The 12555-nt window shown below is 70.8% G+C and carries 13 protein-coding genes and 5 tRNA genes; 3 read left to right on the top strand and 15 right to left on the bottom strand.

Annotated elements, in window-relative coordinates:
- Both ABTZ58_RS36380 and ABTZ58_RS36375 read right to left on the bottom strand, forming a co-directional pair.
- Positions 1-228: 2-dehydropantoate 2-reductase N-terminal domain-containing protein (locus ABTZ58_RS36380; RefSeq protein WP_351366589.1), on the bottom strand; the 228-nt coding region annotated here is incomplete at its 3' end.
- Positions 225-1046 carry a lysophospholipid acyltransferase family protein gene (locus ABTZ58_RS36375; RefSeq protein ID WP_351366586.1) on the bottom strand — a complete coding sequence of 274 codons (822 nt, stop codon included), beginning with the start codon at positions 1044-1046 and terminating at the stop codon, positions 225-227. The genes ABTZ58_RS36380 and ABTZ58_RS36375, both read right to left, overlap by 4 nt.
- A gap of 157 nt (positions 1047-1203) precedes the next feature.
- Here ABTZ58_RS36375 and cofC point away from each other — a divergent pair, with 157 nt between their 5' ends.
- Together cofC and ABTZ58_RS36365 are read left to right on the top strand one after the other, a co-directional pair.
- A complete protein-coding gene (gene cofC, locus ABTZ58_RS36370) occupies positions 1204-1842 on the top strand; it encodes a 2-phospho-L-lactate guanylyltransferase (RefSeq protein ID WP_351366583.1) in 639 nt (212 codons plus the stop codon).
- Between the two features lie 9 nt (positions 1843-1851).
- The gene (locus tag ABTZ58_RS36365; RefSeq protein WP_351366580.1) at positions 1852-2055 is read left to right on the top strand and encodes a hypothetical protein; all 204 of its coding nucleotides are present in this window, start codon (positions 1852-1854) and stop codon (positions 2053-2055) included.
- Positions 2056-2137: 82 nt separating this feature from the next.
- On the opposite strand, the gene ABTZ58_RS36360 is transcribed toward ABTZ58_RS36365, so the two are convergent.
- The 4 genes from ABTZ58_RS36360 to leuC all read right to left on the bottom strand — a co-directional run bounded on the left by ABTZ58_RS36360 (position 2138) and on the right by leuC (position 5460).
- Complete coding sequence (locus ABTZ58_RS36360) at positions 2138-2785, bottom strand: HU family DNA-binding protein (protein WP_351366577.1); 648 nt, start codon at positions 2783-2785, stop codon at positions 2138-2140.
- A 136-nt stretch (positions 2786-2921) separates the two neighbouring features.
- Positions 2922-3152, bottom strand: coding sequence for an SCO5555 family protein (locus ABTZ58_RS36355; protein ID WP_351366574.1), 231 nt, complete (start codon positions 3150-3152; stop codon positions 2922-2924).
- Between the two features lie 277 nt (positions 3153-3429).
- Positions 3430-4023, bottom strand: a complete 594-nt coding sequence (gene leuD / locus ABTZ58_RS36350) for a 3-isopropylmalate dehydratase small subunit (RefSeq protein ID WP_351366571.1) — start codon at positions 4021-4023, stop codon at positions 3430-3432.
- A gap of 6 nt (positions 4024-4029) precedes the next feature.
- A complete protein-coding gene (gene leuC / locus ABTZ58_RS36345; protein ID WP_351366568.1) occupies positions 4030-5460 on the bottom strand; it encodes a 3-isopropylmalate dehydratase large subunit in 1431 nt (476 codons plus the stop codon).
- 193 nt (positions 5461-5653) lie between these two features.
- Between leuC and ndgR the strand changes: the two genes are divergently transcribed.
- Positions 5654-6367: an IclR family transcriptional regulator NdgR gene (gene ndgR, locus ABTZ58_RS36340; RefSeq protein WP_094055732.1), complete on the top strand. Its 714-nt coding sequence runs from the start codon at positions 5654-5656 to the stop codon at positions 6365-6367.
- A gap of 174 nt (positions 6368-6541) precedes the next feature.
- Here ndgR and ABTZ58_RS36335 read toward each other — a convergent pair.
- The 9 genes from ABTZ58_RS36335 to ABTZ58_RS36295 form a co-directional block, all read right to left on the bottom strand.
- Positions 6542-6614, bottom strand: a tRNA-Glu gene (locus tag ABTZ58_RS36335).
- 28 nt (positions 6615-6642) lie between these two features.
- Positions 6643-6714: transfer RNA gene (locus tag ABTZ58_RS36330), tRNA-Gln, on the bottom strand.
- Between the two features lie 20 nt (positions 6715-6734).
- Positions 6735-6807 (bottom strand) — tRNA-Glu (locus ABTZ58_RS36325).
- 29 nt (positions 6808-6836) lie between these two features.
- Positions 6837-6909 (bottom strand) — tRNA-Glu (locus ABTZ58_RS36320).
- A gap of 40 nt (positions 6910-6949) precedes the next feature.
- Positions 6950-7021, bottom strand: a tRNA-Gln gene (locus ABTZ58_RS36315).
- Positions 7022-7111: 90 nt separating this feature from the next.
- Positions 7112-7843 carry an HAD family hydrolase gene (locus ABTZ58_RS36310; protein ID WP_351366565.1) on the bottom strand — a complete coding sequence of 244 codons (732 nt, stop codon included), beginning with the start codon at positions 7841-7843 and terminating at the stop codon, positions 7112-7114.
- Between the two features lie 29 nt (positions 7844-7872).
- Positions 7873-10086 carry a hypothetical protein gene (locus tag ABTZ58_RS36305; protein WP_351366562.1) on the bottom strand — a complete coding sequence of 738 codons (2214 nt, stop codon included), beginning with the start codon at positions 10084-10086 and terminating at the stop codon, positions 7873-7875.
- A gap of 170 nt (positions 10087-10256) precedes the next feature.
- Positions 10257-11741: a glutamate--tRNA ligase gene (gltX, locus tag ABTZ58_RS36300; RefSeq protein ID WP_351366559.1), complete on the bottom strand. Its 1485-nt coding sequence runs from the start codon at positions 11739-11741 to the stop codon at positions 10257-10259.
- Positions 11734-12510: a fumarylacetoacetate hydrolase family protein gene (locus ABTZ58_RS36295; protein WP_351366556.1), complete on the bottom strand. Its 777-nt coding sequence runs from the start codon at positions 12508-12510 to the stop codon at positions 11734-11736. Before ABTZ58_RS36295 ends, gltX begins: the two co-directional genes overlap by 8 nt.
- Between the last annotated feature and the right edge of the window lie 45 nt (positions 12511-12555).

The following is a 12555-nucleotide window of genomic DNA, read 5'->3' as shown; positions in this document are numbered from 1 at the left end:
GTCGGCGTCCGCGGCGGCCTCGGCGGGGTCCGTGGTGGCCCGCACGCGCTGAGGGAGCTCGACGCCCGGGAAGTAGTCGGGATTGGTCCGCGTGGAGTTGATCGCCTCCACGAGTTCCGGGCGGCGCCCCCAGAGAGTGACCTCGCACCCCGCGTCCGCGAGCACCATGCCGAAGGCCGTGCCCCACGAACCGGCGCTCAGAACCGCCGCCTTGACCGGCTTGCTCACGTACCCAGCCCTTCTTCCTGCGCCGCCGGCGACGGTCGCGCCGACCGCACCGGCCGTCCCGGCCCCTGCCCGCCCCGCTGCGTCTGCGCCTGCGTGCGCCGCCGCTGCTCGATCCGCTCCCGTCGCGGGTCGTAGGGCGTCTCGGGCGCCTTCTGCCCGCGGATCTCCTCCAGCTGCGCGGTGATGGCGGCCATGATCGCCTCCGTTGCCTCCTTCAACAGCTCCGCGGTCATCTCCCGGTCGTAGAACCGCGAGAGGTCGACCGGCGGTCCGGCGAGCACACGGTGCGTCTTGCGCGGCAGAAGGTGCGGCTTCTTCGCGTACGGCGGCAGCAGCTCGTTGCAGCCCCACTGGGCCACGGGGATCACCGGGCACTTGGTCTGCAGCGCGACGCGGGCGGCCCCGGTCTTGCCCGTCATGGGCCAGCCGTCCGGGTCGCGGGTGAGGGTGCCCTCGGGATAGAAGGCGACGCATTCCCCGCGGTTCACGGCGTCGATCGCGGCCCGGAAGGCGCTGAGCGCGTCCGTGCTCTCGCGGTAGACGGGGATCTGCCCGGTGCCCCGCATCGCGGCGCCGACGAATCCCTTCTTGAAAAGCCCGCTCTTCGCGAGGAATCGCGGGACACGCCCGGTGTTGTACTGAAAGTGCGCGTAAGCGAAGGGGTCGATGTGCGAATTGTGGTTTACCACGGTGATAAATCCACCCTCGGCCGGAATGTGCTCCATTCCACGCCAGTCCCGCCTGAGCAGTACCACCAGCGGCGGTTTGCAGAGCACCGCGGCGAAGCGGTACCAGAAGCCGATTCTGCGGCGGGGCACGCGAACACCTTCCTCTAGGGCCTGAAGCGGCGGCCACGGGGGCCGCACAAGTGTCGCCCCAGGCCGCCGGTCTGTCGAGAACACCGTACGCCCCGACACACCGCCCGCCTCAGGCCCCGGGTGACAATGACCGCGACAAGAGGAGGACGGAACACCCGTGCAGTGGACGTTGGTCGTACCCCTGAAGCCGCTGGCCCAGGCCAAGAGCAGGCTGGCGGACACCGCCGACGACGGGCTGCGGCCGGACCTGGCGCTCGCCTTCGCCCAGGACACGGTGGCGGCCGTCCTGGCCTGTGGGGCGGTGCGGGATGTGGCAGTCGTCACGGACGACGCCCGGGCGGGCCGCGAGCTGGCCGCGCTCGGCGCCGCGATCATCGCCGACGAACCGGGCAGCGGTCTCAACGCCGCACTCGCACACGCGGCGACGGCCGTGCGCTCCCTCCGTCCCGGGAGCCCGGTCGCCGCGCTCAACGCCGATCTGCCGGCGCTGCGCCCGCGGGAATTGTCCCGGGTACTCGACGCCGCCGCGGAATTCCCGCGCGCATTTCTTCCCGATGCGGCCGAAATCGGCACGACTCTCCTGGCCGCCGCCCCGGGCCGCGCGTTGAGCCCTGCCTTCGGCACCGGTTCCCGGGCCCGGCACCGCGCGTCCGGCGCCGTGGAACTGTCCCTGACCGCCGTGGATTCCGTGCGCCAGGACGTGGACACCGGCGACGACCTGTGCAGCGCGCTCGCCCTCGGCGTGGGCCCTCATACGGCCGCGGCCGCCGCGCGGTTGCTGATTCCCGGGCAGTAGGCTGCGGGCATGCAGGCGACCGCGTACACCTACGACCCCGACAGCCGCAGCGGGCAGGTCCTCCTCGACGACGGCACACCGGTGCCCTTCGACGCGGCGGCGTTCGACGCGGGCGGCCTGCGGCTGCTGCGCCCCGGACAGCGGGTGCGGATCGAGGTGGAGGGCTCGAAGGACGCCCCGCGCATCACTCTGGTGACCCTGCAGACCCTCTGAGCACCTTCGACCACTTCCTGAACACGCCGCGGGCCGGACTCCGATGGGGAGTCCGGCCCGTCGCGTGAGTACCCAGGCGGCCCTACTTCTTGCGGGCGGTGGTCTTCTTGGCGGTGGTCTTGCGCGCCGTCGACTTCTTGGCGGGCGCCTTCTTGGCGGTCGCCTTCTTCGCGGGGGACGACTTCTTGGCGGTGGTCTTCTTGGCCGCCGTGGTCTTGGACGCCGTCGTCGTCTTCTTGGCGGGCGCCTTCTTCGCCGTGGTCTTCTTCGCGGCCGCCGTCTTCGTGGTGGTGGTCTTCTTCGCGGCCGTCTTGCGCGCCGTGGTGGTCTTCGCCGCACCCGCCGTCTTCTTCGCCGCGGCCTTCTTGCCCGCGGACTTGGCGATGGTGGGGGGCTGGCCGGACAGGCTGCCCTTGGGGGCCTTCTTGACGGCGATGTCACCCTTCGGCAGCTTCTTGGAGCCGCTGACCAGGTCCTTGAAGCCCTGACCCGCACGGAAACGCGGAACGGAGGTCTTCTTGACCCGAACCCGCTCGCCCGTCTGGGGGTTACGGGCGTAGCGGGCCGGACGGTCGACCTTCTCGAAGGAACCGAAGCCGGTGACCGAGACCCGGTCACCCGCGACCACCGCGCGGACGATGGCGTCCAGTACATGGTCGACAGCATCGGCGGCCTGCTGGCGGCCGCCCATCTTGTCGGCAATCGCTTCTACGAGCTGCGCCTTGTTCACGTCTTCCCCTTCGGAGACATCGCCAGAACGAAAGTGTTCAAGCTTTTTCGCACGTTAGGCAGATATATACCGCAAATCAAACACGAAACGGGCTTATCACCCTTGTGCCGCAGCGAGCCCGGCGGTATCGGCGGGTTCAGCGTTCCTCGTCGGGGATACGCCCCTCGTCGAGGTCCGCGGTGAACCGCTCCAGCCGCCTTGCCGCGTCGGCGAGATCGTGCTTGGCCGCGGCCGTAATGACCAGCAGCTTCCGGGTCAGCGCCATCCGTACGCCCTCCGGGACTTGCAGTGCGCGCACCCTTGCGTGCGCTTCCTTGAGCTGGTTCGCGACTGCCGCATAGAGCTTGAGTTGGCCGTCGTGTTCCATGCACAGATTGTGCCATCTGGGGCGAGTTGTCGCCTGCGCAGGGGACAACTGCCGCCTCAAACGGCCTTCGGGGCACACCCGGAAGTCACGGCTGTACCACTCGCATACCCCGGCAACCACCGTCATAACGTGGCCAGTTGGCTGCCGGCCTGGGGCCGGACAGGGCCGTTCGGGTGCAGAAACAGCTGTACCCCCGATCGGGCTGATCGGGGGTACGGCGGGGGTGTTGCGGTGGCCGAAAGTCGCCTTGTTCCGGGGCGGTGGGCCGTGATCCGGATCAGACCGGGAGGGTCCGCGGCTTGAACGACGGGCGCTTCGCCTCGTACGCGGCGATGTCCGCCTCGTTCTGGAGGGTGATCGAGATGTCGTCGAGGCCGTTCAGCAGCCGCCAGCGGGAGTTCTCGTCCAGCTCGAAGGAGGCGGTGATGCCCTCGGCGCGCACCTCGCGGGCGACCAGGTCGACGGTGATCTCGGCCTGCGGGTCCTTCTCGGTGAGCTCCCACAACGTGTCCACGATCTTCTGCTCCAGGACGACCGTGAGCAGGCCGTTCTTGAGCGAGTTGCCGCGGAAGATGTCGGCGAAGCGGGAGGAGATCACGGTCTTGAAGCCGTAGTTCTGCAGCGCCCAGACGGCGTGCTCACGGGAGGAGCCGGTGCCGAAGTCGGGGCCCGCGACCAGCACGGTCGCGCCCTGCCGCTCCGGCTGGTTGAGCACGAAGGACGCGTCCTTGCGCCAGGCCTCGAACAGCCCGTCCTCGAACCCGTCGCGCGTGACCTTCTTGAGCCAGTGAGCGGGGATGATCTGGTCGGTGTCGACGTTGCTGCGGCGCAGCGGGACGGCCCGGCCGGTGTGGGTGGTGAATGCTTCCATGACTGATCAGACTCCAGCGGGCGTGGGGACGTCGGCGTCGGCCAGGTCGGCCGGGGAGGCCAGGTGGCCCAGGACGGCGGTGGCCGCCGCGACCTGCGGCGACACCAGGTGCGTACGGCCGCCCTTGCCCTGCCGGCCCTCGAAGTTGCGGTTGGAGGTGGACGCGGAGCGCTCACCCGGGGCCAGCTGGTCGGGGTTCATGCCCAGGCACATCGAGCAGCCCGCGTGCCGCCACTCGGCGCCGGCCTCCTTGAAGACGACGTCCAGCCCCTCGGAGACGGCCTGCAGACCGACCCGCGCGGAGCCCGGGACGACCAGCATCCGTACGCCGTCGGCGACTTTGCGGCCCTTGAGCAGCTCGGCGGCGGCGCGCAGGTCCTCGATGCGGCCGTTGGTGCAGGAGCCTACGAAGACGGTGTCCACCTTGATGGAGCGCAGCTGCTGCCCGGCCTCCAACCCCATGTACTCCAGGGCCTTTTCGGCGGCGTAGCGCTCCGATGCGTCTTCGTACGAAGCAGGATCGGGGACGGACGCCGAAAGCGGTGCGCCCTGCCCGGGGTTGGTGCCCCAGGTGACGAACGGCGACAGTTCGGCGGCGTCGATGACGACCTCGGCGTCGAACTCGGCGTCCTCGTCCGTCCTCAGCGTCTTCCAGTACGCGACGGCCGCGTCCCAGTCCTCGCCCTCGGGGGCGTGCGGGCGGCCCTTGAGGTACGCGAACGTCGTCTCGTCCGGGGCGATCATGCCCGCGCGGGCGCCGGCCTCGATCGACATGTTGCAGATGGTCATCCGGGCCTCCATCGAGAGCTTCTCGATGGCCTCGCCGCGGTACTCCAGGACGTAGCCCTGGCCGCCGCCCGTGCCGATCCGCGCGATGATCGCGAGGATCAGGTCCTTGGCGGTGACGCCCTCGGGCAGCTCGCCGTCGACCGTGATGGCCATGGTCTTCGGGCGGGTCATCGGCAGGGTCTGGGTGGCCAGCACGTGCTCCACCTGGGAGGTGCCGATACCGAAGGCCAGCGCGCCGAAGGCGCCGTGCGTGGAGGTGTGGGAGTCGCCGCAGACGACGGTCATGCCGGGCTGGGTCAGACCCAGCTGCGGGCCGACGACGTGCACGACGCCCTGCTCGACGTCGCCCAGCGGGTGCAGCCGCACCCCGAAGTCGGCGGCGTTCTTGCGCAGCGTCTCCAGCTGGACCCGGGAGACCGGGTCGGCGATGGGCTTGTCGATGTCGAGGGTGGGGGTGTTGTGGTCCTCGGTGGCGATGGTGAGGTCGAGGCGCCGCACGGGGCGGCCACTCTTGCGGAGACCGTCGAAGGCCTGCGGGCTGGTCACCTCGTGCAGCAGGTGCAGATCGATGAAGAGAAGGTCGGGCTCGCCCTCCGCGCGGCGGACGACATGGTCGTCCCAGACTTTCTCCGCGAGTGTCCTACCCATCGCTGTTCCCTCCGGCCGACGGCCATCCGCCGACCCAACTAGAGATCTTGAGAGGCGGTGCCCGTTCCCCTGATCCGGGCACACACCGCCAGGCCCTTACGTCACGGGCCGTTGTGACTTCGTGATTCCAGGGTGGCGGGTTCCGCGGAAATTTGAACTTGCGTTTCACAGAGTGAGACGCGAGTATCGTTGCATGGACAACAGTAGCGGCGTCGGCGTTCTGGACAAGGCGGCCCTCGTCCTGAGCGCCCTGGAGTCCGGTCCGGCCACCCTCGCGGGCCTGGTCGGCGCCACCGGACTGGCACGACCCACGGCTCACCGCCTGGCCGTGGCCCTGGAACACCACCGCATGGTGGCGCGGGACATGCAGGGCCGTTTCATCCTCGGCCCCCGCCTGGCCGAGCTGGCCGCGGCCGCGGGTGAGGACCGTCTCCTCGCCACCGCCGGCCCGGTGCTCACGCATCTGCGCGACGTCACGGGCGAGAGCGCGCAGCTCTACCGCCGCCAGGGCGACATGCGCATCTGCGTCGCCGCGGCGGAGCGGCTGTCCGGCCTGCGGGACACGGTCCCGGTCGGGTCGACGCTCACGATGAAGGCCGGCTCCTCGGCGCAGATCCTGCTGGCCTGGGAGGAGCCGGAGCGGCTGCACCGCGGCCTGCAGGGGGCGCGCTTCACGGCGACGGCCCTGTCGGGTGTACGGCGGCGCGGCTGGGCCCAGTCGATCGGTGAGCGCGAGCCGGGTGTCGCGTCCGTGTCGGCGCCGGTGCGGGGGCCGTCGAACCGGGTGGTGGCGGCGGTGTCCGTCTCCGGGCCCATCGAGCGTCTGACGCGGCACCCGGGGCGGATGCACGCGCAGGCCGTGATCGACGCGGCGGGGCGCCTGTCCGAGGCGCTGCGGCGCGGCTGAGCGATGCGAGGAAGGCCGGCCCCAACGCCGCGGCAGGTCTTCCCCGACCAGGCGCCGCAGGAGGAAGCGTTTCCTCGTCGGCCGCGGGCCCGCGGTGGTTGATCGCGCAGTTCCCGCCCCTTCGGGGCGCACATGAAAAGGCCCTCCACCGAAGTGGAGGGCCTTTCTCCTACGTACCCCCGACCGGATTCGAACCGGCGCTACCGCCTTGAGAGGGCGGCGTGCTAGGCCGCTACACAACGGGGGCGTGGACACTGCGTTTCCGCAGGTCCGAGCTGGTCTACCTGGACTCGAACCAAGACTAACTGAACCAGAATCAGTCGTGCTGCCAATTACACCATAGACCAATGTGGTTTAGACCAGTCAGTACCCCCGACCGGATTCGAACCGGCGCTACCGCCTTGAGAGGGCGGCGTGCTAGGCCGCTACACAACGGGGGCCCTAGCGATTCCGACAAGTTCGGAATCAGTACCCCCGACCGGATTCGAACCGGCGCTACTGCCTTGAGAGGGCAGCGTGCTAGGCCGCTACACAACGGGGGCTTGCGGATCGGAATCCGCTGGTGCAGATGAGCTCTGCGAGCTGGCCTACCTGGACTCGAACCAAGACTAACTGAACCAGAATCAGTCGTGCTGCCAATTACACCATAGGCCACTGGAACGCAAGCCCCTGAGGGGATCTTGTTCTAGCTGTGCGCCTGGGCTTCCGGCCTTCCGGCCCGCTTCCCGCGGCGCAGGAAGAACATTACCCGAAGGTGGACGGGGCTCCAAAACGAGTATCCGCGCCGAGCAGGGACGGCAGTTCGGCGAGGGAGGCGATGCGGTGCGGGCCGACGGGCGGGTCGATCGTGGCGTACAGGCCGCCGCGGTCGATCCACACCGACAGCATCCCGGCGTCGGCGGCGCCCCGGCCGTCGATCTCCGGGTGATCGCCGACGTAGGCGACCTGGTGGGGTGGCAGGCCGAGGGACTCGCAGGCGGCGAGGAACGCGCCGGCCTCCGGTTTGGAGATGCCCAGTTCCGCCGCGCACAGGATCGCCTCGAAGCGGTCGTGGACGCCGAGGGTGCGCAGCTTGCGGTCCTGGACGTGCAGGCTGGAGTTGGAGAGCACGGCGTGCCGGTGGCTGGCGGCAAGGGCGTCGAGGACGGGCAGGACGTCCGGGAAGAGGGCCCAGGCCGCCTCGTAGTGGGTGATGTACCGCCGGTACCAGGCGTCGGCCTCGGCGTCGGTGAGGTCCCGGTCCAGGAACACCCGTACGCGGTCGCGGCACTGGGACTCCCAGGTGACCTCGCCGGCCGCGAAGCGGGCCCAGTGCCGGTGGGTGACCTCCCGCCAGCGGGCGAGGGCCTGCTCGACGGTCTCGCGGTCGTCGAGCAGGCCCTCGGCCGTCAGGTGGGCGCGCATGCCGAGGCGGTCGGCGGTGGTGTAGTCGAAGAGGGTGTCGTCGACGTCCCAGACCACGGCTTGGATGCTCATGGTCCGACCGTACCCACGGCGGTGCGCTCTCAGCCCAGGGTGATGGTGCCGGAGAGTGTGAGGTCGGGTCCCTGGTCGTCGCGGGGGTGGGCGGTGAGTTTCCAGGTGCAGACGCCGCCCGTGGGGCCGCCGGTGTCGGTGGTGCCGTCCCAGGCGGGGCGTACGGCGGCTGCCGTGGAGGCGCCGGTCAGGGTGCGCAGGACCGCGCCGGAGGCGTTGGTGAGGGTCAGGGTCCAGGTGGACGGTTTGTTCAGCTGCCACACCGGTGACCAGGGGAACGACCTGCCGATCACGGACGGCGAGGGGACCTGGGCCTCCATCTGCGCGAGGGGGGAGGCGGGGACGCCGCTGGGGACGATCGAGACCTCGCCGTGGGCGCCGTTGAGGTGGGCGACGTGGCCGCCGAAGCGGTCGACGGCCCAGCGGCCGTTGCTGCCGCCGGTGTTCTGGTCCGTCGCCGGGAGCTTGACCAGGGTGCGAGTGGTGGCCGTGCCGGTGTGGAAGTCGGTGAGCAGCAGCTCGTGGGTGGTGCGGTTCTCGCGGAGCAGGAAGCCGTCGGCGAGGCGGGCCGGGCCGTGGTCGGCCGGGACCGTGATCCTGCGGTTGGTGGCGCGGTCGAGGACGCCGGCGGTGCCGCCGCAGGTCCAGTAGAGCCAGGTGTTGACGGCCTGGAGGTCCGTCGGAGTGCAGGGCGCGCCGGTGGTGACGGTGGTGGTCGTGCCGGTCTTGAGGTTGCGGCCGGTGGCGGTGCCCTGGGTGGTGCCCGGGGTCCACAGTGTCTGTCCCCAGACCGCGGCGGCGGTGCGGTCGCGGGTGAGGACGGTGGTGCCGTTCGTGGCGCCGCGCGGGAAGTCGACGATCCGCTGCTTGCCGGAGCCGCCGTTGTACAGCACGTAACGGCCGGTGCCGCCGGCGATGCGGCCGCCGGAGTCGGCGTCCGTGGGCGCGTGGACGAGGGTGGTGGTGTCGAGGCCGACGTCGACCACGGACTCCTCCCCGTTCGCGCCGGTGTGCAGGTGGCCGACCCGGCCGTCGCCCAGGGCTTCGAGCTGGGGGCAGGCGGCGTCGCCGCCGAGGCAGGTGGGGGCGCTCAGGCCCGGGCTGCGCGGGGTCTGCGGACCGGTGGGCCGGCCGGTGGCGTCCAGCTGGAAGCCGCTGTAGCGGAGCGAGCCGCCCGGGGTCGCCCCGTGCAGGAGCAGCTCGCCGCCGGCGGCGGCCAGCCCCTGGACCGCGGTCGCGGCGGCGGGGACCTGGGCGACCGTGGTCGTGGTGAGGCCGCCGTTGCCGTCGAGGGTGACGCGGTGGATGTTCCAGTCGAGGCTGGAGGGGCCTGCGGTGGCCAGGGCGCCGCCGTCCAGGGTCGGGCCGATCCCGCCGAACGACGACGTGAGCACGGTGGCGGTAGCGCCCGTGACGAGGGAGCGTGCGGTCAGCGCGGCCTCGGTGCCGCCCGCCACGAACATCGGGTTGCCGAGCAGGAGCTGGTCGCCGACGACCGCCTCCAGCTGCTCGCCGGTGCGGGTGAGGGCGGTGGGCTCGGTGCCGGGTTCGGCGTCCACCCGGATCGCCTTCCAGTCGGCGACGAGCCAGCGGTCGTTGAAGGCGAGCTGCGGGGTGGCCTCGTCACTGGTGACGAGGGTGCGGAAGGAGCCGTCGGCCAGGTCGACCAGGCCCACCGCGGTCTTGCCGTCCCGGACGTACACGAGGGCCAGGCGGGCGACCGAGCCGCCGGTGCGGTAGGAGACGGGCCGGGCGCCCGCGGGGACGCCGGTGACCGGGATGTCCTCGGTGCGGGAGCCGTCGGCGCTGCGCAGCACGTGCAGGGCGCCGGTGCCGTCCACGGTCAGCACGCTCCAGCCGACGGCGGCCCGGTAGGCCTGGCCGGTGGGGATGGTGACGGTGGCGGTCGCTCCCGTGGAGCGGTGCTTGTGCACGACGTTCTGGCCGTCGCGGGTGGTCATGACGTCGGTGCCGGTGGCCGGGTCGTCCGGGCCGGCGTGGGCGGGCGGGGTCGCGTCCGGGTAGTCCACCGTGGTGACCGAGGTGGTCCCCGGCCGGTACTGGAAGCCGGACACACCGGCCCACGGGTAGTCGACGGTCACGCGCCGCTCGGTGACGAGGCGCACCGTGCCGACCGGCGCCTCGGCCGCGGGCGCCGCCTGCGCGGGTGCGGTCAGTACGGTGCAGGACAGGGCCACCACCCCGCCGACGGCCGTGTGGACAAGTCTTCGTGAACGGCTCATGTTCCCTTTCCCCGGTACCAGGGCGCACACGCGCACCGTGTGCACACGGGGAATCCAACGTCCCCACCAGGGACGGGAGTTGGCCGGAGGGGTGAACTCCGGGTGACGGTCGGGCGGACACGGCGAGGGCGGCGCCCGAACCGGACGCCGCCCTCGTGGGAACCGTGTCGTTACGCGGCCAGCTTCGCCAGCGCCGCGTCGATCCGGGCCAGGGTCGTCTCCTTGCCCAGGATCTCCAGCGACTCGAACAGCGGCAGGCCGACCGTGCGGCCGGTGACGGCGACCCGGACCGGGGCCTGGGCCTTGCCGAGCTTGAGGCCGTGGGCCTCACCGGCGGCCAGGACGGCCTCCTTGAGCGACTCGGCGGAGGACCAGTCGGCCGCCTCCAGCTTCTCGCGGGCCGTGCGCAGCAGGGCGTCCGAGCCCTCCTTCATGGCCTTGTTCCAGCTGGCCTCGTCCTCCACCGGCTCCGGCAGGAACAGGAAGTCGACGTTGTCGGTGATCTCGGAGAGCACCTTGAGGCGGGTCTGCGCGTGCGGGGCGACGGCCTGCCACTTGGCCTCGTCGAAGGCCTCCGGGGCCCAGGGGGCGAACGGCGCCTGGAGCCAGGGGCGGCAGCGCTCGGTGAAGTCCTTCACGTCGAGCATGCGGATGTGGTCGCCGTTGATCGCCTCGCACTTCTTCAGGTCGAAGCGGGCCGGGTTCGGGTTCACGTCGGAGACGTCGAACGCCGCGATCATCTCGTCGATGGAGAAGACGTCCTGGTCGGCCGAGAGGGACCAGCCGAGCAGGGAGAGGTAGTTGAGCAGGCCCTCGGGCAGGAAGCCGCGCTCCCGGTAGAGGTTCAGGCTGGACTGCGGGTCGCGCTTGGAGAGCTTCTTGTTGCCCTCGCCCATCACGTACGGCAGGTGGCCGAACTGCGGGATGCCCTTGGCGACACCCAGCTCGATCAGCGCCTTGTACAGGGCGATCTGGCGGGGGGTGGAGGAGAGCAGGTCCTCGCCGCGCAGGACGTGGGTGATCTCCATCAGGGCGTCGTCGACCGGGTTGACCAGCGTGTACAGCGGGGCGCCGTTCGCGCGGACGATGCCGTAGTCCGGGACGTTCTCCGGGGTGAAGGTCAGCTCGCCGCGGACCAGGTCGGTGAAGGTGATCGTCTCGTCGGGCATCCGGAAGCGGACGATCGGCTCGCGGCCCTGGGCCCGGTACTCCTCGACCTGCGCCTCGGTCAGCTCGCGGCAGTGGCCGTCGTAGCCGGACGGCCTGCCGGCGGCGCGGGCGGCCTCGCGGCGGGTGTCCAGCTCCTCCTGGGAGCAGTAGCAGTGGTAGGCGTGGCCGGCGTCGAGCAGCTTGGCCGCGACGTCCCCGTACAGGTCCATGCGCTGCGACTGGCGGTACGGCGCGTGCGGGCCGCCGACCTCGGGGCCCTCGTCCCAGTCGAAGCCCAGCCAGCGCATCGAGTCGAGCAGCTGGGTGTACGACTCCTCGGAGTCGCGGGCCGCGTCGGTGTCCTCGATGCGGAAGACCAGGGTGCCGCCGTGGTGCTTGGCGAACGCCCAGTTGAACAGGGCGGTGCGCACCAGGCCCACGTGGGGGTTACCGGTGGGCGAGGGACAGAAACGGACGCGTACGGGGGAGCCGGGTGCGCTAGCCACGCTTGACAACCTTGTTGGTGAGAGTGCCGATGCCTTCGATGGTGACGGCGACCTCGTCGCCGACGTTCAGGGGGCCGACCCCAGCCGGGGTGCCCGTGAGGATCACGTCGCCGGGGAGCAGCGTCATGGCCTCGGTGATGTTGACGATCAGGTCCTCGATGGAGTGGATCATCTCGCTGGTGCGGCCGAGCTGGCGCTGCTGCCCGTTGACCGTGAGCTGGATGGTCAGGTCGGCCGGGTCCAGATCGGTCTCCACCCACGGGCCGAGGGGGCAGGAGCTGTCGAAGCCCTTGGCCCGGGCCCACTGCTTCTCGCGCTTCTGGACGTCGCGGGCGGTGATGTCGTTGGCGCAGGTGTAGCCGAAGATCACGTCCTTGACGCGTTCGCGCGGGACCTCGCGGCACATCCGGCCGATGACGACGGCCAGCTCGGCCTCGTGGTGCACCTCCTGGGAGAAGGAGGGGTACTGGATCTCGTCGCCGGGGCCGATCACCGAGGTGGACGGCTTGAAGAAGGCGAAGGGGGCCTCGGGCACCTCGTTGCCCAGCTCGCGCGCGTGCTCCGCGTAGTTGCGGCCGAAGGCCACGACCTTGTTGGGGAGCACCGGCGGCAGCAGCCTCACCCTGCCGACCGGCACCTTCGTGCCCGAGAGCTCGAAGTCCGCGAACGGGATGCCCTTGATGATGTCCAGGACGAGTTCGTCCTGCTTCTCGCCCTCGATGGCGCCGAAGGCGACGTTCCCGTCGATGGAGAATCTGGCGATGCGCACGGGATGCTTGGCCCCTTGACTGAAGCGGCTGGAGTCTGACGCTCC

This window comes from Streptomyces sp. NPDC094143 (genome assembly GCF_040303825.1).
In the GTDB taxonomy this organism is placed as follows: domain Bacteria; phylum Actinomycetota; class Actinomycetes; order Streptomycetales; family Streptomycetaceae; genus Streptomyces.
The sequence above is the reverse complement of the archived record's forward strand: the minus strand, read 5'-3'. Positions and strand labels throughout refer to the sequence as shown.